The organism is Aeromonas sp. QDB34, assembly GCF_027705405.1.
GTDB classification, from domain to species: Bacteria; Pseudomonadota; Gammaproteobacteria; order Enterobacterales; family Aeromonadaceae; genus Aeromonas; species Aeromonas hydrophila.
Map to the genome: position 1 here is coordinate 686704 of NZ_JAPDBT010000001.1, position 17397 is coordinate 704100.

General features: G+C 61.1%; 20 protein-coding genes. 13 read left to right on the forward strand and 7 right to left on the reverse strand.

What is annotated here, in order from left to right; translation table 11 throughout:
• Positions 1 to 55 precede the first annotated feature (55 nt).
• Together OKC29_RS03020 and OKC29_RS03025 are read left to right on the forward strand one after the other, a co-directional pair.
• Positions 56 to 1312 (forward strand): OmpP1/FadL family transporter, encoded by a 1257-nt coding sequence (locus OKC29_RS03020; protein ID WP_073350437.1) that lies wholly within the window; start codon positions 56 to 58, stop codon positions 1310 to 1312.
• A gap of 129 nt (positions 1313 to 1441) precedes the next feature.
• The gene (locus OKC29_RS03025) at positions 1442 to 2665 is read left to right on the forward strand and encodes an EAL and HDOD domain-containing protein (protein ID WP_073350438.1); all 1224 of its coding nucleotides are present in this window, start codon (positions 1442 to 1444) and stop codon (positions 2663 to 2665) included.
• On the opposite strand, the gene OKC29_RS03030 is transcribed toward OKC29_RS03025, so the two are convergent.
• The gene (locus OKC29_RS03030; RefSeq protein ID WP_073350439.1) at positions 2662 to 3825 is read right to left on the reverse strand and encodes a thiolase family protein; all 1164 of its coding nucleotides are present in this window, start codon (positions 3823 to 3825) and stop codon (positions 2662 to 2664) included. The two genes, OKC29_RS03025 and OKC29_RS03030, sit on opposite strands and share 4 nt — an antisense overlap.
• Positions 3826 to 3946: 121 nt before the next feature.
• Between OKC29_RS03030 and OKC29_RS03035 the strand changes: the two genes are divergently transcribed.
• The gene (locus OKC29_RS03035; protein WP_016350830.1) at positions 3947 to 4342 is read left to right on the forward strand and encodes a MerR family transcriptional regulator; all 396 of its coding nucleotides are present in this window, start codon (positions 3947 to 3949) and stop codon (positions 4340 to 4342) included.
• A 60-nt stretch (positions 4343 to 4402) separates the two neighbouring features.
• On the opposite strand, the gene OKC29_RS03040 is transcribed toward OKC29_RS03035, so the two are convergent.
• Entirely contained in the window at positions 4403 to 5641 is a 1239-nt protein-coding gene (locus OKC29_RS03040) for a dicarboxylate/amino acid:cation symporter (protein WP_011705999.1), read from the reverse strand.
• Positions 5642 to 5910: 269 nt separating this feature from the next.
• Between OKC29_RS03040 and ppnP the strand changes: the two genes are divergently transcribed.
• The 3 genes from ppnP (at position 5911) to OKC29_RS03055 (ending at position 9428) form a co-directional block, all read left to right on the forward strand.
• Positions 5911 to 6195, forward strand: a complete 285-nt coding sequence (gene ppnP, locus OKC29_RS03045; protein ID WP_010633884.1) for a pyrimidine/purine nucleoside phosphorylase — start codon at positions 5911 to 5913, stop codon at positions 6193 to 6195.
• Positions 6196 to 6397: 202 nt separating this feature from the next.
• The gene (locus OKC29_RS03050) at positions 6398 to 7780 is read left to right on the forward strand and encodes an L-serine ammonia-lyase (RefSeq protein WP_073350441.1); all 1383 of its coding nucleotides are present in this window, start codon (positions 6398 to 6400) and stop codon (positions 7778 to 7780) included.
• 277 nt (positions 7781 to 8057) lie between these two features.
• A complete protein-coding gene (locus tag OKC29_RS03055) occupies positions 8058 to 9428 on the forward strand; it encodes an L-serine ammonia-lyase (RefSeq protein ID WP_011705996.1) in 1371 nt (456 codons plus the stop codon).
• A 161-nt stretch (positions 9429 to 9589) separates the two neighbouring features.
• Here OKC29_RS03055 and OKC29_RS03060 read toward each other — a convergent pair whose 3' ends face one another.
• Together OKC29_RS03060 and OKC29_RS03065 are read right to left on the reverse strand one after the other, a co-directional pair.
• Entirely contained in the window at positions 9590 to 10549 is a 960-nt protein-coding gene (locus OKC29_RS03060; protein WP_073350442.1) for a lytic murein transglycosylase, read from the reverse strand.
• Positions 10546 to 10827 carry a YcgL domain-containing protein gene (locus OKC29_RS03065; protein WP_011705994.1) on the reverse strand — a complete coding sequence of 94 codons (282 nt, stop codon included), beginning with the start codon at positions 10825 to 10827 and terminating at the stop codon, positions 10546 to 10548. Before OKC29_RS03065 ends, OKC29_RS03060 begins: the two co-directional genes overlap by 4 nt.
• A 107-nt stretch (positions 10828 to 10934) precedes the next feature.
• Here OKC29_RS03065 and minC point away from each other — a divergent pair, with 107 nt between their 5' ends.
• The 5 genes from minC (at position 10935) to mtgA (ending at position 14033) form a co-directional block, all read left to right on the forward strand.
• Positions 10935 to 11651: a septum site-determining protein MinC gene (gene minC, locus OKC29_RS03070; protein ID WP_073350444.1), complete on the forward strand. Its 717-nt coding sequence runs from the start codon at positions 10935 to 10937 to the stop codon at positions 11649 to 11651.
• 18 nt (positions 11652 to 11669) lie between these two features.
• Positions 11670 to 12482: a septum site-determining protein MinD gene (gene minD, locus OKC29_RS03075; RefSeq protein WP_011705992.1), complete on the forward strand. Its 813-nt coding sequence runs from the start codon at positions 11670 to 11672 to the stop codon at positions 12480 to 12482.
• Positions 12483 to 12484: 2 nt separating this feature from the next.
• On the forward strand, positions 12485 to 12751 hold the full coding sequence (gene minE, locus OKC29_RS03080; protein WP_011705991.1) for a cell division topological specificity factor MinE: 267 nt from the start codon (positions 12485 to 12487) through the stop codon (positions 12749 to 12751).
• A gap of 188 nt (positions 12752 to 12939) precedes the next feature.
• The gene (locus OKC29_RS03085) at positions 12940 to 13266 is read left to right on the forward strand and encodes an HI1450 family dsDNA-mimic protein (protein ID WP_016350836.1); all 327 of its coding nucleotides are present in this window, start codon (positions 12940 to 12942) and stop codon (positions 13264 to 13266) included.
• 59 nt (positions 13267 to 13325) lie between these two features.
• Positions 13326 to 14033 (forward strand): monofunctional biosynthetic peptidoglycan transglycosylase, encoded by a 708-nt coding sequence (gene mtgA / locus OKC29_RS03090; RefSeq protein WP_011705989.1) that lies wholly within the window; start codon positions 13326 to 13328, stop codon positions 14031 to 14033.
• Positions 14034 to 14051: 18 nt separating this feature from the next.
• Here mtgA and OKC29_RS03095 read toward each other — a convergent pair whose 3' ends face one another.
• Positions 14052 to 14186 carry a hypothetical protein gene (locus OKC29_RS03095; RefSeq protein WP_257119698.1) on the reverse strand — a complete coding sequence of 45 codons (135 nt, stop codon included), beginning with the start codon at positions 14184 to 14186 and terminating at the stop codon, positions 14052 to 14054.
• 145 nt (positions 14187 to 14331) lie between these two features.
• Between OKC29_RS03095 and OKC29_RS03100 the strand changes: the two genes are divergently transcribed.
• A complete protein-coding gene (locus OKC29_RS03100) occupies positions 14332 to 14655 on the forward strand; it encodes an HI1450 family dsDNA-mimic protein (RefSeq protein ID WP_016350838.1) in 324 nt (107 codons plus the stop codon).
• A 43-nt stretch (positions 14656 to 14698) separates the two neighbouring features.
• On the opposite strand, the gene OKC29_RS03105 is transcribed toward OKC29_RS03100, so the two are convergent.
• Both OKC29_RS03105 and OKC29_RS03110 read right to left on the reverse strand, forming a co-directional pair.
• Entirely contained in the window at positions 14699 to 15010 is a 312-nt protein-coding gene (locus OKC29_RS03105; RefSeq protein WP_073350445.1) for a DUF1289 domain-containing protein, read from the reverse strand.
• On the reverse strand, positions 15011 to 15883 hold the full coding sequence (locus tag OKC29_RS03110; RefSeq protein WP_043161504.1) for a CvfB family protein: 873 nt from the start codon (positions 15881 to 15883) through the stop codon (positions 15011 to 15013).
• 212 nt (positions 15884 to 16095) lie between these two features.
• On the opposite strand from OKC29_RS03110, the gene OKC29_RS03115 reads away from it, so the two are divergent.
• Positions 16096 to 17310 (forward strand): UPF0149 family protein, encoded by a 1215-nt coding sequence (locus OKC29_RS03115; protein ID WP_073350448.1) that lies wholly within the window; start codon positions 16096 to 16098, stop codon positions 17308 to 17310.
• Positions 17311 to 17397 lie beyond the last annotated feature (87 nt).

The window sequence follows — 17397 nt, forward strand, 5'->3', positions numbered from 1 at the left end:
CTGCCTCCAACCATAAGAACGTTCGAACTTCAGGTTCATTTTCAAGGACAATGCAATGCACTCCATCATGAAGCCGTCTCTCATCGCCCTGCTGGTGCTGTCGAGCCAGGCCCAGGCGGCAGGTTTTCAGCTGGCCGAGCAATCCGCCACCGGCATGGGCCGCGCCTTCGCCGGCGAAGCCGCCATCGCCGACAATGCCAGCGTGCTCTCCCGCAACGCCGCTGCCATGACCCGTTTCGATACCATGGCCTTCTCCGGTGGCTTCATCTATGTGCGCCCCGATGTCAACATCGAGGGCACCACCCGGGTGCCGACCCCCAAGGGGCCGGTCAGCCTGGATGCGGCAGCCCACGACATCGCCGATGATGCCTGGGTGCCCAACGCCTACCTCATAGTGCCGCTCAACGACCAGTGGCGCCTGGGGCTGGCTGCCACCTCCTATTACGGGCTCGGCGTCAAGATGCCGGACAACTACAATGCCGGCCACTTCGGCAATGTCTCCGACATCAAGACCGTGGATCTGGGTGCATCGCTGGCCTACCGCGTCAACCGCATCTGGTCCGTCGGCGCCGGCCTCTCCGCCATTCAGGGCGAAGGGGAAGTGGGCGGCACCTTCCCGTCCAACAACCAGATCGCCAAGCACCTGAAAGGGGATGGCTGGGCCATGGGCTGGAACCTGGGCACCTTGCTGGAACTGTCGGAGGCGACCCGGATCGGCCTCTCCTACCGCCACGACGTCACCCTGAAGCTCTCCGGCGACGCTATCGGCATCGATCAGAACGGGCAGCCCTTCACCGATACCGGCAGCCTAGATCTGCCGCTGCCCGCCACCGCGGAGCTGGCCCTGTTCCATCAGCTGACGCCGGCACTGGCGCTGCATTCGAGCATCAACTGGACCAACTGGAGCAAGTTCGTGCAGCTGGAATCCGAGCTCGATCACCACGGCGTCATGCACATCAAGGACGAGCACTGGGAAGACAGCTGGCGCTACGCGCTGGGCCTGACCTACCAGCTGGCACCGCAATGGCAGCTGCGCTCCGGCCTTGCCTATGACCGCAGCCCGGTCCCGGCGGATCGCCGCACCATCTCCATCCCCGACTCGGATCGGGTCTGGTACAGCGCCGGGGTGGGGTATCAGATCGATCGCAATCTCTCGCTGGATCTGGGGATGACGCTCATCGATGGCAAGAAAGTGGACGTGAGCGAGACCATGCAGCTCAAACCCGGCATCCCGCAGACCACCTCCACCTTCCAGGGCACCTCGGAAGGGGACGCCTGGCTGGCCGGTCTGCAGCTCAATTACCTGTTCTGAAACGGGCGGGCATCCCCTGCCCGCCCACTCAAGCACTATGCCAGTTATTGACCGTTTCTGGCCTCCAAGCGCTGGCATAGTGCGCGGCTTCACAATAAAATCAATCCAGTACACACGCTGGAGAGATGCATGTATTCATACGTAGCAAGGCAGCCCATCCTGGATCGGGAGTTGAACACCCACGCCTATGAGCTGCTGTTTCGCGACAGTCTGGATAACGTGTTCCCCCCCATCTCCTCCCAGCAAGCCACCGCCAGACTGGTGGTCGAACAGTTCCTGCAACAGAACATCGATCAGCTGCTCGGCGGTCGCCCCTGCTTCATCAACTTCCCTCATTCGCTACTGCTGGAAGGGCTGGCCGAGTGTCTGCCGCCGGAGAAGGTGGTGATCGAGATCCTGGAAGATGCCGACCCCGACGATGCGCTGCTGGCCAAGGTCAAACAGCTGCACGGGCTGGGCTATCAGCTAGCTCTCGACGACTTCACCCTGTCGCCGGACTGGGAGCGCTTCCTCCCATACATCCACATCATCAAGTTTGATCTGCGCGCCACGTCGCTGCTGCAGATCAAGGTGTTCATCCAGCAGCATCAGCAGCTCAAGCTCACCTATCTGGCGGAGAAGGTGGAGGACAAGGCGGAGTTTGAACGGGTCAAGCGCCTTGGCATCGACCTGTTCCAAGGCTTCTTCTTCAGCCGGCCCGAGATGGTCAAACAGGCGACCATGGAGCCGGCCCAGGTGGTGGTGATGCAACTGCTCAACGTGGTCAACCAGCCCAAACCCGACCTCAACCGCATCGAACAGCTGCTGAGTCAGGACATCTCCCTGTCCCTCAAGCTGCTGCGTTACGTCAACCACCTCAAGAGCCACGCCAACCCCATCTCCTCCTTTCGTCAGGCGGCGGTCTATCTCGGCCACACCCAGCTCAAACGCTTCGTGACCCTGGTCGCCGCCACCAGCGCCGGCCACGGCAAGAGTGCCGAGCTCTATCAGATGTCGATGATCCGGGCCCGCTTCTGCGAGCTGCTGGCCCACACCCATGCACCAACTCAGGAAGCCCAGCAGGCCTTCATCACCGGCCTCTTCTCCCTGCTCGATGTGTTGATGGAACAGCCGATGGACAAGCTGCTCGGCACCATTCCACTGATCGAAGAGATCCGGGTCGCCCTGCTGGAACGCAAGGGCAATCTGGGGTTCTATCTGTCGTTTTGCGAGGATTACGAGAGTGCGAACTGGCAGCGGATCACGGCCAGAACGGCCCGACTCGGGCTCAATGAAGAGAAGGTCAGTCAGCTCTATCTGACCGCCACCGCCTGGGTCAATCAGCAACTCCAGGCGATGGCGGAGACAGATTAACCCAGCTCGATGGCGACCGCCGTCGCCTCCCCGCCCCCGATACACAGACTGGCCACCCCGCGTGTGAGACCGCGTTCGCGCAGAGCATGGATCAGGGTCACCAAGATCCTGGCGCCACTCGCCCCCAGCGGATGACCGAGCGCGCAGGCGCCGCCGTTCACATTGACCTTGTCATGGGGCAGCTGGCAACCAGCCATCGCCAGCAGGCTGACCATGGCAAACGCCTCGTTGACCTCGAACAAGTCCACCTCCTCCACCCGCCAACCCACCTTGGCCAGCAGCCCCTTGATGGCCCCGATCGGTGCGCTGGTAAACTCGGCGGGCAGGGCCGCGTGGCTCTGATAACCCACCAGTCGCGCCAGCACCGGCAGCCCCAGCTGCGCAGCAGTGTCGGAACGCATCAAGATCAGCGCCGCTGCCCCGTCCGAGATGGAGCTGGCATTGGCTGCCGTGATGGTGCCCGTCTTGCTGAAAGCCGGCTTGAGCTGGGGGATCTTCTCGGGTCTGGCCTTGGCAGGCAGCTCATCCTCGGCCAGCAGCAGGGTATCTCCGGCCATCACTGGCGCCAGTTCCGCCGCAAAGGCACCGCTGCGCTGGGCCGCCAGCGCCCGCTCCAGCGATGCGATGGCAAAAGCATCCATGTCGGCACGGGTCAACCCGGCGCGATCGGCGCTCAGCTGGGCATAATGCCCCATCAGCTGCCCTTCGTAGGCATCCTGCAGCCCGTCGAGAAACATGTGATCGAGCACGCTCTGGTGCCCCATCCGAAAACCGCTGCGCGCCTTGTCCAGCAGATAGGGGGCGCGGCTCATGCTCTCCATCCCGCCGGCGATCACCACGTTCGTATCGCCGAGTCGCAAGCCATCGGCCGCCAGCATCACCGCCTTCATACCGGAACCGCACACCTTGTTGACCGTGGTGCAGGGGATGCTGTCCGGCAGGCCCGCCTTCAGCACCGCCTGACGGGCGGGTGCCTGGCCGACCCCGGCACTCAGCACGTTGCCCAGATAGGCTTCATCGATCTGCTCCCCCCTGAGCCCGACCTCTGCCATGGCCGCAGCAATGGCACAGGCGCCTAGCTCGGGAGCCGTCAGGTTGGCCAGGGCTCCCTGGAAGGCCCCCATGGGGGTACGTTTGGCCGCAACAATCACGATATCCATCAATTGCACTCTCCTTGTTACATTGAAATAACATATGCTGCCACCGCTGCGGGAACAAGACTTGCGGGGCAGTTGACGTTTGGGTAAGGTGCCAGCCAGGATTGACAGCCAAGACAGCGCCATGAACCGAACCAAGGATGACACGCGGACCTACAGCATCAGCGAACTGGCCCGTGAATTTGATGTTACGACCCGAAGTATTCGTTTTTATGAAGATCAGGGACTTTTGAATCCTGCCCGCCAGGGACAGACCCGGATCTACAGTCGGCAGGATAGAGTGCGGCTCAAGTTGACCCTGCGCGGCAAACGACTGGGCTTCAGCCTGGCGGATATTCGCGATCTGTTCGATCTCTACGATGCGGACAAGAGCAGCCGTACCCAGCTGCAAACCATGCTGGGGCTGGTGGCCGACAAGCGGGAGACCCTGCAGCAGCAGTTGGAAGACATCAAGATGGTGCTGCTGGAGCTGGACGCCGCCGAGCAGCGCTGCCAGCAGGCACTCGCTCAGCTCGGCTGACGCTCACAGCAACAAACATAAAGAAAGGGGCCCGCGGGCCCCTTGTTCATTGCAGCTGGATTATTTGTTCCAGCGATCCGGATCGTAATCCGGGCTGTAGCGGTCGACGATGACGGCGCAGGCCGCATCACCGGTGATGTTGAGGGCGGTACGGATCATGTCGAACAGGCGATCCAGCGCGAACAACAGCGGCAGCCCCTCGATGGGGATCCCGGCGGCCAGCAGCACGGCGACCACCAGGAAGCTCGGGCCCGGCACGCCGGCCTGACCGATGGCTCCCAGGGTGGCGGTCACTATGATGGCGGCCCAGGCACCCATGGAGAGATCGATCTGGTAGACCTGGGCGAAGAAGATGGCAACCAGACCGTAATAGATGGCGTTGCCGCTCATGTTGATGGTGGCGCCCAGCGGCAGCACGAAGGAGGCCGTGGCATTGGTCACCTTCAACTCCTCCTCGCAGGTCTCCATGTTGACCGGCAGGGTCGCCATGGAAGAGGCGGTGGAGAAGGCGACGATCTGCGGCTTCTTCATGGCAGACAGGTACTTGCGTACCGGCGTGTTGGAGAAGAGCACGATCAGCAGCGGATAGACCACGAAGGCGAAGATCAGGATGGCGGCCAGATAGACCACGAACAGCTTGAGCACCAGGGTCAGCACGTCGAAACCGTAGGTGCCGATGGCATCGGCCATCAGGCCGAACACGCCGAGCGGCGCGATCAGCATCACCTTGTTGATCATCCAGACGAAGGCATCCACCAGGGTGTTGAGGCCATCCACCAGCGGCTTGGCCCGCTCGCGGGGTTGCTTGGCCAGGGCGATGCCGAGGAACATGCAAAACACCAGGATCTGCAGGATGTTGGCTTCGTTGAGCGACTGGAAGACGTTGGTCGGGATCATCCCGAGCAGGGTGGCGACCGCATCGGGCAGCGCACCCTTGTCGGCATAGTCACCGGAGAACATGGAGGCCATGGAGCCGAACTCGACCCCGACACCGGGCTTGAAGATCTGCCCCATCACCAGGGCCAGCAGTACCGCCAGCGCCGAGGTACCGAGGAAGAAGGCCAGCGTGGTGACGCCAATCTTGCCCGCCGCCGGGCTGGCGCCGAGGTTGGCCGCCCCCGACAGGATGGCCACCGCCACCAGCGGGATCACCAGCATCTTGATCAGCTGGATAAAGAGAGTACCGAGCGGTGCAAACACGGTGGCTTGTTCACCCATGAACGCCCCTACCAGTGCCCCCAGCACCATGGCGACCACTACCTGGAAGCCAACGTTCTTAATGAGTCCTTTTGTTAACACAGAATGTTCCTTTAAGTAGCAAATATTCGCACTTTCCCAGTGCAATCAACCAAACAGGGGATGAACAGCTGTCCATTCCCCTGAGCGCGCGCTTTATCTCATATTTATTCGCTGTTTTAAATCGTCAAATCGTTAACGGGAGTTATTGATAAGTTTGCAACAAAGTAAAGATTCAAAAGGCTCACGGCGATTTTTCCCGCTTTATTCATGACAACTGGCAAAAGATTGTGCTACTTTGGCTGGGCAAACGTGCATACAGGGATGAAAACATGCTGAAAGTTAACGAGTATTTTGATGGAAATGTAAAATCCATCGGTTTCGAGCAAAAAGGCGACAAAGCCACCGTGGGTGTGATGGAAGCCGGTCACTACCAGTTCAATACCGCCGCCCCCGAGCGGATGACGGTGGTCAAGGGTGCGCTGACCATCCAGCTGGCCGACGAAGACGAATGGCACACCTATGAGCAGGGTCAATCCTTCGACGTGGCCGGCCACTCCTCCTTCAAGCTGGAAGTGAAAACCCCCACCGCCTATCTGTGCGAGTTTCTCGATTAAACCGCCGGCAACCCTTGCCTGAACACGCACAAAGGAGCAGCCCCCGGGCCGCTCCTTCTTTTTTGGCGCAAGCAGCCCTCCTCTTTGCAGCCCATCCTTGCTTTCATTTGCGTGCCGCCATCACACCCCTCGGTTTTCCCGCTTTCCATCGACTACAAAAAATTTACAATATTTAGACGAAACCCATAATCGGAGTGGTGTCATGATCAGTGTCTTCGACCTGTTTTCCATCGGGATCGGTCCCTCTTCTTCTCATACCGTGGGGCCGATGCGCGCCTCCTACGCCTTTGTCACCGCGCTCAAGCAACAGGGAGTGCTGTCCAGCACCCAACGGGTAGAAGTGGAGTGCTACGGCTCGCTCGGCCAGACCGGCAAGGGCCATGGCACCGGCAAGGCCATCATCCTGGGACTGGCCGGTTTCGAACCCGAGTCGGTGGACATCGAAGCCATCCCCGCCTTTTTGACAGAGGTGGAGCGCAGCCAGTCGCTGCTGCTGGCGGGTGAACAACCGAGCCAGTTTGCCCGCAGCGGCGCCATCATCTTCAACCGGCGCAAGACCCTGCCCGCCCACTCCAACGGCATGACCCTGCGCGCCTTTGCCGGGGAACAGCTGCTGTTTAGCCAGACCTACTACTCCATCGGCGGCGGTTTCATCATCGAGGAGAGCCACTTCGCCAACGCCAAAGAGGAGGCCGCCCGCTTCGATGCGACCCACCCCATCCCCTACCCGTTCGAAAGCGGCGCCCAGTTGCTGGCCCACTGCCAGGAGAGCGGCCTCTCCATCTCCGGGGTGATGCTGGCCAACGAGAAGGTGTTTCGCACCGAAGCCGAGATCAAGGCGGGCCTGCGCAAGATCTGGCAGGCCATGCAAGGCTGCGTCGAGCGTGGCTGTCGCAGCGAAGGGGTGCTGCCCGGCGGCCTCAAGGTGAAACGGCGGGCCCCGGCGCTCTATCGCCAGCTCAGCTGCGAGACCAATTTCAACAAGGATCCGCTGATGGTGATGGAGTGGGTGGATCTGTTCGCGCTGGCCGTCAACGAGGAGAACGCCGCCGGCGGCCGGGTGGTGACCGCCCCCACCAACGGCGCCGCCGGCATCATCCCCGCCGTGCTGCACTATTACGATCGCTTCGTGCGCAAGGTGGATGACGAGCTGCTGCTGAGCTACTTCCTCGCCGCCGCCGCCATCGGCATCCTCTACAAGAAGAACGCATCGCTCTCCGGCGCCGAGGTGGGCTGCCAGGGAGAGGTGGGCGTCGCCTGCTCCATGGCGGCGGGGGCGCTGACCGAGATCCTGGGCGGCAGCCCGGCGATTGTCGAAAACGCCGCCGAAATAGGCATGGAACACAACCTGGGCCTCACCTGCGATCCGGTGGGTGGCCAGGTGCAGGTGCCCTGCATCGAGCGCAACGCCATGGGGGCGGTCAAGGCGATCAACGCCGCGCGCCTGGCCCTGCGCGGTACCGGCGAGCACAAGGTGTCGCTGGACAAGGTGATCAAGACCATGTGGGAAACCGGCAACGACATGAAGACCAAATACAAGGAAACAGCCCGCGGTGGCCTGGCGGTTAACATCACCGAGTGTTAAAAATCGGTAACTTGCTCCATTTGGTTCCTAAATACCCGGCATTGTCGGGTATTTTTATGGGCAAACGCTTAACAAAATGGATAAGCATCAAAATAAATTTTATACTCGCCCGCTCTGATTCAACAAAAATAGATCTATTTCAACTTTTTTTGGGCTTTGAGCCGTTACACTGTGGTTATCTGGTTCATTGACCTCGGCGACGACGCCCTCGTCCCATGGATCACCCCGTTTCTGCGAGTGGGCATGGCGCCCCCTTCTATCCTGAGGTAATTGTTACATGATCAGCGTTTTTGATATCTTCAAAATCGGTGTTGGCCCCTCCTCTTCCCACACTGTCGGCCCGATGAAAGCAGCCAAACAGTTCGTGGATGAACTGCGTGCAGGCGGCAAGATCCGTGACATCACCCGGATCCAGGTCGATGTCTACGGCTCACTCTCCTGGACCGGCAAAGGTCACCACACCGATACCGCTATCATCATGGGTCTGGCGGGCAACCTGCCGGAAAATGTCGACATCGACGGCATCCCCGAGTTCATCTCCCGCGTCGAGCAGACCGGTCGTCTGCCCATCGGCCTGCACTGCCATACCGTCAGCTTCCCGCGTGACGCCATGGTGTTCCATGACGAAGCCCTGCCGCTGCATGAAAACGGCATGAAGCTGACCGCCTTCATCGAAGACGCTGCCGTCTACAGCAAGACCTACTACTCCATCGGCGGTGGCTTCATCGTTGACGAAGAGAACTTCGGCAAGGCCGACAGCGGCGACATGTCCGTCAGCTACCCGTTCAAGAGCGCGGCCGAGCTTATCGCCCACTGCAGCCAGACCGGCCTCTCCATCTCCGCCCTGATGATGGAGAACGAGAAGTGCTTCAATACCCCGGAAGAGATCTACAAGAAGCTTGGCAAGATCTGGACCACCATGCGTGAAGGAATCGAGCGCGGCTGCCGCACCGAAGGCGTCCTGGCCGGCCCGCTGCGCGTACCGCGCCGCGCCGCGCCGCTCTATCGTCAGCTGACCACCAACGAGAACCTCTCCAACGATCCGATGAACATCGTGGACTGGGTCAACATGTTCGCCCTGGCGGTGAGTGAAGAGAACGCGGCCGGTGGCCGTGTGGTGACCGCGCCGACCAACGGTGCCGCCGGCATCATCCCGGCCGTGCTGGCCTACTACGACAAGTTCATCCAGCCGGTTGGCCGCGACGACTACACCCGCTTCTATCTGGCCGCAGCCGCCGTTGGCATGCTCTACAAGATGAATGCCTCCATCTCCGGCGCCGAAGTGGGCTGTCAGGGTGAAGTGGGCGTCTCCTGCTCCATGGCCGCCGCCGGTCTGACCGAGTTGATGGGCGGCAGCCCGGAGCACGTCTGTGAAGCCGCCGAGATTGGCATGGAACACAACCTGGGTCTGACCTGTGACCCGGTCGCCGGTCAGGTGCAGGTGCCCTGCATCGAGCGCAACGCCATCGCTGCCATGAAGGCGGTCAACGCCTCCCGCATGGCGCTGCGTCGCACCTCCAAGCCGCGCGTCTCGCTGGACAAGGTGATCGAGACCATGTACATCACCGGCAAGGACATGGACTCCAAGTACCGTGAAACCTCCCGCGGTGGCCTGGCCATCAAGGTGATGCAAGTCGCCTGCGAATAAGTCGGCGTGGCAACAATAAAAACGGCGGGAATTCCCGCCGTTTTTATTGTCTGTCGTTTGGATATTGCGCCCCGTCTCGCTCAGAGAATCCGCCGCATCCGATCGTTATTCCCACACCGATGGCTTGCCTCCGATGGCAAATTCGGCGGCACCATTATCGATTATTCCACGATGCGATCGGCCAGGGTGCCCACCGCCACCACGAAATAGTGGGAGCGATTCCAGTCGCGCAGCACCCGATAATTGGGATAGGCGAGATAGGCAGCCCCGCCCTCCCCATCGGGCTGCACCAGCGAGGCTTGCAGCGACGCCTGCGGCAAGTTTGCCCCATCTGCTTTGCGCACTCCGAAGGCCTGCCATGCCGACAGCGCCCGAGTCTCCTCCAGTCCGACCAGCGCAGGATCCAGCCCTGCCGGCACCCTCACCCGACGACCCCAGGTTTCATCCCCGTGCCAGCCGTTCTGATGCAGATAATTGGCAGCCGAACCAAACACATCCGCCAGATTGCCCCACAGATCCTGCTTGCCGTCCCCGTCCTGATCGACCGCATATTTGAGGTAGGACGAGGGCATGAACTGCACCTGCCCCATGGCGCCGGCCCAGGATCCCTTGAGATCGGCTGGCGCCATTTTCTGCTGCTCCAGGATGCGCAGGGCGTCAAACAACTGCCCCTTGAAGAAGGCTTCACGGCGCCCCTCCCAGGCCAGGGTCGCCAGCGACGACACCAGCGGATATTTGCCGGTCAATTTGCCGAAATTGGTTTCAATGCCCCACAGGGCGACAATAAAACGCGGTTGCACATCATATTTCGCCCCTATTTTTGTGAGCAGCGGCAAATACTGACGATATAGCCGTTTGGCTTGATTGACTTTCCATTGCGGCACGGCGCGAGGAATATAAGTGGCGAGGGTCTGTTTAAATTCCGGCTGATTTTTATCGTGCCGGATGGCGACCTCAACGAGGTGAATATCGGCAAAGGCGGTGGCGACCGTCGCCGGCGAGATCCCGGCGGCCAGGGCCTCTTGTTTGAGACCCGTCACATAATGTTCAAAATCGGGGCTGGCCTGCAGCGGGTAACTGATGATCCCGCTTATCAATAACAGAGCCAGCCGACCCTTCATTCCCGTTCGGCCTTTAATTGGGCCTTGTGTTGTTCCAGCAGGTTTTCCGGTGGCGGTGGCACCTGCAGATAGAAGCCCTGGCTCTGCAGCGCCTCCATCACCCGGCTGGTGGAGGCGATCCCCAAGGGCTTGGCTGGGTCCAGTTTGGTCATCAATACCAGTTCAGGACGGCCGAATGCACTCATCAGCACCTCGGGTACGCGGGAAAAATCCTCTCTTCTTTCAACAAAAAGATAGGTCTCGGCTTTTTTGCGACTTTTATAGACTGCACACAACATGGAAATTGATATAATCCAACCGGTTTATTGCCTCTGAGGATGGCAAACTATAACATCGGGAATTGAATAACAATAACGGATTACCGTCTCTGTCTCGGGGAAGATTCATGGTTGAGCGCGATAACGAATTGAAAGGGACCACCTTCACTATTTCTGTGTTGCATATCAGCGATGGCAAACCTGAGCGGATCCGCCAGTTGCTGGCGGCCAAAGTGGCTCAGGCGCCCCAGTTTTTTAATTGTGCCCCCCTCGTCATCAATGTGGAACGGCTCACCGATATCCCCGACTTCGAGCAGCTCAAGGAGCTGGTGGAATCGGAAGACTTCGTGCTGGTCGGGATCACGGGGGCCCAGAGCGAGGCGATGAAGACGGCGGCCAAGGCGGCCGGACTGGCGGTGATGGCCTCCGGCAAGAGCCGCAAAGCCGAACCGCAACCCCAGCCAGCTCCAGCTCCGGCCCCCATTGTCGAGGTGAAAGCCGTGCCGGCTCCGCTGGTCGCGAGCAAGGTGCATGTGGGCCCGGTGCGATCCGGCCAGCAGCTCTACGCCGCCGGCACCTCGCTGGTGGTGCTGGGCTCGGTCAGTCCGGGCGCCGAAGTGATCGCCGACGACAGTATTCATATTTATGGCACTCTGCGCGGCAGGGCCATTGCCGGTGCCAAGGGTAACCCCCAGGCACGGATCTATTGCCAGCAATTGCAGGCCGAGCTGCTCTCCATCGCAGGCACATTTCAGCTGAGCGATGCATTGCCGGCCGGCCTCATCCAGCAGCCGGTTCATGTCCGGCTGGATAACGAACAACTCCGTATAGACCGTATCAAATAGAGTTACAAGGAAGCGAGAATGGCGCGAATCATAGTCGTTACATCGGGTAAAGGTGGCGTTGGCAAGACCACAACCAGCGCGGCCCTGAGTACCGGTTTAGCTCAGCGTGGCCACAAGACCGTGGTCATCGATTTTGACATTGGCCTGAGAAATCTGGACCTCATCATGGGCTGCGAACGGCGCGTGGTGTATGACTTCGTCAACGTCATCAATGGCGAGGCCAACCTCAACCAGGCCCTCATCAAGGACAAGCGCTGCGAAAATCTGTTCATCCTGCCCGCCTCCCAGACCCGGGACAAGGACGCACTCACCCGTGAAGGGGTCGAGAAGATCCTGGATCAGCTGACCGAGATGAAGTTCGACTACATCGTCTGCGACTCTCCGGCGGGGATCGAAGCGGGTGCCCTGATGGCGCTCTACTTCGCCGACGAGGCCATCGTCACCACCAACCCGGAAGTCTCGTCGGTGCGCGACTCGGACCGCATCCTCGGCATCCTGGCCTCCAAGTCCCGTCGCGCCGAGCGCGGCGAAGACCCGATCAAGGAACACCTGCTGCTCACCCGCTACTGCCCGACTCGCGTCAACCGTGGCGACATGCTGAGTGTGCAGGACGTACAGGAGATCCTGGCCATCAAACTGCTCGGGGTGATCCCGGAGTCCCAGGCGGTGCTGCGTGCCTCCAACTCGGGGGAACCCGTCATCCTGGACAAGGAGTCCGATGCCGGTCAGGCCTATGAGGATGCCGTTGCCCGCCTGCTGGGCGACACCAAGGATTTTCGTTTTCTGGAAGAAGAAAAGAAGGGCTTCTTTAGCCGACTGTTCGGGAGTTAAGCATGTCATTATTGGATTATTTTCGTTCCAACAAGAAACAGAGCACCGCACAACTGGCCAAGGAGCGGTTGCAGATCATCGTGGCTCACGAGCGTTCATCCAGAGGGGGGCCGGATTACCTGCCCCAGCTCAAGCAGGATATCCTCGACGTGATCCGTAAATATGTGCAGATCGACCCTGACAAGATCACGGTCCAGCTGGACAAGAAGAGTGATGAGTTGTCCGTGCTGGAGCTCAACATCACCTTCGCCGATGACAAGAAGGGATGAGCTGACGCCCTATGCGTGACCCCTTCCCCCAATGAAGACCGGATCCTGTGCCAGGATCCGGTTTTTTATTGCCACGGCGCCGCCAGCCGTACTCGCCAAGCAAGCAGGGGCCAGCTAGAATACCGCGCGCCACCGGCCGGCCTTGCCGACGGGGTTTTTCTTTTATTTTCAGCTGGAACAGACCGCTTATGTCTTTGAACGACGAAATGCACAGCGTCGAGGAACTGCTCGACACCGCTCTGGAACTCTTCATGGAGCTGGCCTCCGACAACCTGCCGGAGCAGGAGATTGCCCGCTTCAATCAGGAGTTCAACGATCGCGGCCTGCTGGCGGAAACCGATCCGGCCGATGACTGGGAAGCGGACGTCGGGTTCGAAGTCAGCGACGCCGACTATGCCGAAGTCTGGATCGGGCTTGGCAACGAGCAGGAAGAGTACGAGCACCTGTTCGCCCGCATGCTGCTCTCCCGCCGTGTTGACGAGAAGTTCTGCCACATCGAATGGCTGCCCCAATAATTCCGGATCCCGATGATCCCAGCCACTACGTCTGGGAGCCAGAGCCGGAGCCCGACCCCGTGCGTCCCGCCCTCGCCAGACGCCTGCTGAGCGGGCTCGGCAAACTGCTGCTGGCGGCGCTGCTCAGCACCATCGTCTCGGTGGCATTGCTGCGCTTCATCGATCCGCCTATGTGGACCTGGCGCCTCGAGCGGGCGCTGTTTCCACCGGCCAAGGTGGCCGAGGTCAAGCACGACTGGGTGCCGCTCGAGCAGATCTCCCGCGAGCTGCAACTGGCGGTGATCGCCGCCGAAGATCAACGCTTTGCCGAGCACAACGGCTTCGACATGGATGCCATCAGCTCGGCGCTCAAGCACAATCAGCACAGCGAGCGGGTGCGCGGCGCCAGCACCCTCAGCCAGCAGACCGCCAAGAACCTCTTCATGTGGAGCGATCGCAGCTTCCTGCGCAAGGGGATCGAGGCCTGGTTCACCCTGCTGATGGAGCTGGGCTGGGACAAGTCCCGCATTCTCGAGATGTACCTGAATATCGTGGAGTTCGGGCCCGGCATCTACGGCGCCGAGGCCGCAGCCAGACACTACTTCGGCAAACCGGCCGCCCGCTTGACCCGCTACGAAGCCTCCCTGCTGGCGGCTGCTCTGCCCAATCCCTGGCGCTACCGGGTCAAGCCTCCTTCACCCTACGTCCAGCAGCGCTCGGCCTGGATCCGCCGCCAGATGGGCCAGCTGGGTCAGATCACCCTCAACAAGGTGCATCAAGCCGATTGACCAGCCGGCTGCCAAGGCTCAACTGCTGGCGGCCGGATCGTCTGCCGGCGGGCCCAGATGGCCGCCGACGGTACCCCGGTGCAGCGGCAGATAGTGCCACCACCAGGCCTCTCGCCGCCGTTTGATCTGCTGTCGCCTTGTCCGTCGTTTCATGGCACCTCTCCCTTGGCCATCCCCCCTTCAACCATACCCCTTTGCCGGCGCCCTTGCCCAGACACGGCGCACCATGGCCACTGGTCTGGCCGCCACCGCCAATAATTGCTACAGTAGCGAACCTCGATGTATCTGGAGTGATTTCATGGAACAGCGTACCCCGGATCAACTGGTCGAATGGGCCTATGATCAGTTTCTTGAGCAGGCCGCAGACATGCTGGCCCCCGAACAAATCGTCGACATCACCCTGGAGTTCGAACAGCGTGGCGCCGTCGAGGCGACCCTGCCCAACGCCGACTGGTCAGCCGAACTCGGTGTACCGGTCGACATGGAGCGCTGGGTCGAGGTGTGGGTCGGCTTGCTGGATCATCAGGAGGAGTTTGAGGTGATTTTTGCCACCTTCCTGCTGCCCCGCCATCTCAATGAGCACGATGTCCATGTGCGCTGGCACCGCCAGCAACAGGCATGAAAAAGGCGCCCTCGGCGCCTTTCTCTAATTTCTACTGAGCCCCTCAGGGGCGGGCCACAATGGCCTTGACCAGACAACGGCGGCACCAGCAGGCGCTGGCCTCCCCCATGGGCAGGGCCGGCAACTGGCTGCACCAGCACTCGGCGATGGTCGCGCCGGCTGACACGGCGCAAAATGCCGGCTCACCACAGCCAGGGCAGCGGTGGGTGCTGGTTGAACCATCCAGCTGCGCCATCACCGCCAGCTGGGCATCACTGTCCATGGCGGACCAGCGACCTATCTCGGTCAGGGTACGGCCACAGCCGAGACAGAGGCCATCCTTCGCCTGGCAATGGCCAATGCAGGGGCTCGGCACTTATTCGCCATCCGGCGCGTTATCAGCAGCCACGAGCGTGATGCAGTTGTCCTCGAGCACAATCTTGCCCTGCTTGTAGAGGCCGCCGATGGCCTTCTTGAAGGTGCCCTTGCTCATGCCGAGCAGCTTGTAGATGAGCTCGGGTTCGCTCTTGTCACCCACCGCCAGGCTGCCGCCCTGCTTCTTGAGGCGGGCCAGGATCAGCTCGCCGGCATCGTCCATCCGCGCCATACCCGGCTTTTGCAGGGTCAGATCCAGCTTGCCGTCATCACGCACCTGCTTGACCCAGGCGGTCAGCGGCCGGCCCGTGGTCACCCGGCCGAACACCTCGTTCTTGAACAGCATGCCGGCGTATTCGCCGTTGACGATCGCCTTGATGCCGAGCGGCGTGCGCTCGCCGGGCAGGGCAGTCACTTCGTCACCCGTCTTGAAGGGGGGCTTGTCGGTGCGCAGGAAGCGCTCGAGGCGGCTGGTGCCCACCATGCGGCCCTCGTGATCGAGCATCAGCCGCACCAGATAGACGTGGCCCACCTGCATCGGTTTGTTCTGCTCACGGGTCGGCACGAACAGATCCTTCTTCATGCCCCAGTCGAGGAAGGCGCCGATCTTGTTGGCATTGACCACCTTGAGGCCGACGATGTCGTCCACCATGGCAAACGGCTTGTCGGTGGTGATCACCGGCTCGCAGTCGGCATCCAGATAGAGGAAGACCTTGACCTCACTGCCTTCGGCCACCCCTTCCGGCAGTTGGCGTTTGGGCAGCAGCAGCTCGCCATATTCGTCGGCCGCAAGCCAGGCGCCGCGCTCTTCGAGCTCGACTACGGTAAGGGTGTTCATCTTGCCAATCTGTAACATGGTGTTCTCTTCTTTCATTGTCCGGATGGCCAATTTTTCATTGTCCGTATGGGCGCGCATGTTACCCCAAGAGCGGTAACAGGGCCTAGTCCCTTGCCCTGTTCGCGGGTGATTTTCAGGGCCTTTTGGCCGCTTTACGGCGATATAATCGCCAGTCAGCCGCCCTTTAGCTGCAAATAACCCCACTTTTGGGTAGACTTCGCCGCTGTCAAAATCCAGAGGAACTGTCGATGAATCCATCCACTCGTACCCGTCATCTCAATCAATGGATCCAGACCCACAGTGGGCAGGACATGACCTACCCGGCGCTGCACGGCTTTTTGTGCGCTCGCCTGGTCGGGCCGGATGCCCCTGACTGGCAGGCCCCGCTGGCCGGTCTGTTGCCCCATGACGCCGAGCTGGATGAGAAGAGCCGCGATGCGCTGCACCATCTGATCGCCGAGCTGGAAGCCCAGGCCGATGAGGCCCAGCTCGCCCTGCCGAGCCAGTGCCGCCTCTCCACCGAGAGCCCGGAGCAGGTCTTCGAGCAGAGTCACCCGCTCGGTCAGTGGTGTTACGGCTTCAGCCAGGGCTTTGCCACCTGGCCCAAGCCCAAGGATCTGAACGACCCGACCACCCAGTACCGTTTCAGCCTGGCCGCCGAGCTGAGCCTGTTTCGCGACAAGCCAATGGCGCAGATGCTGCACTCGGCCGCCGGCAGTGACCTCCCCTTCATGGAGTTCTGCAAGCGCCAGCGCCAGAACATGAAGACCGCCCTCAACCAGCTGCTGCAACTGGACGAGTATCAGGCCGTGCCAAACACCGAGCAGGCGCTGGACAGCGAGCAGGCCGAGCAGTGGCAGCAGTGGTTCGAACTGGCCGACGCCAGTCGCGATCCGCACAGCCGCCTCGGCTGGTTCGACAAGGTGATCGCCGACGCCGAGTCGCTGTTCGACGCCGCTTTCTGGCAGCAGATTGCCGGCCATGGCTGGAGTGCCCACGAAGCGCGCCCGCTGCTGGCCGCCCGGGCCGGACGGGCCGACTGCCTGCTGCGCCTCGGCCAGCTGGGACAGGCGCGCAGCGAATATCTGACGCTGCTCGAGCTGTGCATGGCCGACGAGCTGGGTTGCCGCTATCCCCTCTCCAGCCTCTATGCCCTGCAAGGGGAGTGGCAGGCGCTGCAGGCATTGCTGGTGCGCTTTGATGAAGCCTCCAGCTGGTTGCTCTACAACAAGGCGCTGATGACGTTCGTCTGCGCGGGGGCCGAGGCTGCGCAGCCGCTGCTGAGCGCCGCCATCAAGGCCAACGCCCATGTGCCGGCCTGCCTGCTGGGCCAGCGCAAGCTGCCCAAACAGGAGCCTCACAGCTGGCAGGCGGGCAGTCGCGACGAGGCCGCGCTCTACACCCTGCAAAGCCGCGAGGCCTGGCTCAAGCACAACGCTTTGATCTGGCTGCGCAAAGGCTGAGCCGCAGCCACAAAACCAGCCTCGAACAGACCCGGTTGCGGCGGATGACGTGCGCAACCGCACATTTCTCTGGTGCATGTTCAGACA

Excerpts from the sequence above, each read along its gene's own strand:
- OKC29_RS03020 (WP_073350437.1), top strand. The coding sequence starts at position 56 with ATGCACTCCATCATGAAGCCGTCTCTCATCGCCCTGCTGGTGCTGTCG.
- OKC29_RS03025 (WP_073350438.1), top strand. The coding sequence starts at position 1,442 with ATGTATTCATACGTAGCAAGGCAGCCCATCCTGGATCGGGAGTTGAAC.
- OKC29_RS03030 (WP_073350439.1), bottom strand. The coding sequence starts at position 3,825 with ATGGATATCGTGATTGTTGCGGCCAAACGTACCCCCATGGGGGCCTTC.
- OKC29_RS03035 (WP_016350830.1), top strand. The coding sequence starts at position 3,947 with ATGAACCGAACCAAGGATGACACGCGGACCTACAGCATCAGCGAACTG.
- ppnP (WP_010633884.1), top strand. The coding sequence starts at position 5,911 with ATGCTGAAAGTTAACGAGTATTTTGATGGAAATGTAAAATCCATCGGT.
- OKC29_RS03050 (WP_073350441.1), top strand. The coding sequence starts at position 6,398 with ATGATCAGTGTCTTCGACCTGTTTTCCATCGGGATCGGTCCCTCTTCT.
- OKC29_RS03055 (WP_011705996.1), top strand. The coding sequence starts at position 8,058 with ATGATCAGCGTTTTTGATATCTTCAAAATCGGTGTTGGCCCCTCCTCT.
- OKC29_RS03060 (WP_073350442.1), bottom strand. The coding sequence starts at position 10,549 with ATGAAGGGTCGGCTGGCTCTGTTATTGATAAGCGGGATCATCAGTTAC.
- OKC29_RS03065 (WP_011705994.1), bottom strand. The coding sequence starts at position 10,827 with ATGTTGTGTGCAGTCTATAAAAGTCGCAAAAAAGCCGAGACCTATCTT.
- minC (WP_073350444.1), top strand. The coding sequence starts at position 10,935 with ATGGTTGAGCGCGATAACGAATTGAAAGGGACCACCTTCACTATTTCT.
- minD (WP_011705992.1), top strand. The coding sequence starts at position 11,670 with ATGGCGCGAATCATAGTCGTTACATCGGGTAAAGGTGGCGTTGGCAAG.
- minE (WP_011705991.1), top strand. The coding sequence starts at position 12,485 with ATGTCATTATTGGATTATTTTCGTTCCAACAAGAAACAGAGCACCGCA.
- OKC29_RS03085 (WP_016350836.1), top strand. The coding sequence starts at position 12,940 with ATGTCTTTGAACGACGAAATGCACAGCGTCGAGGAACTGCTCGACACC.
- OKC29_RS03095 (WP_257119698.1), bottom strand. The coding sequence starts at position 14,186 with ATGAAACGACGGACAAGGCGACAGCAGATCAAACGGCGGCGAGAGGCC.
- OKC29_RS03100 (WP_016350838.1), top strand. The coding sequence starts at position 14,332 with ATGGAACAGCGTACCCCGGATCAACTGGTCGAATGGGCCTATGATCAG.
- OKC29_RS03110 (WP_043161504.1), bottom strand. The coding sequence starts at position 15,883 with ATGAAAGAAGAGAACACCATGTTACAGATTGGCAAGATGAACACCCTT.
- OKC29_RS03115 (WP_073350448.1), top strand. The coding sequence starts at position 16,096 with ATGAATCCATCCACTCGTACCCGTCATCTCAATCAATGGATCCAGACC.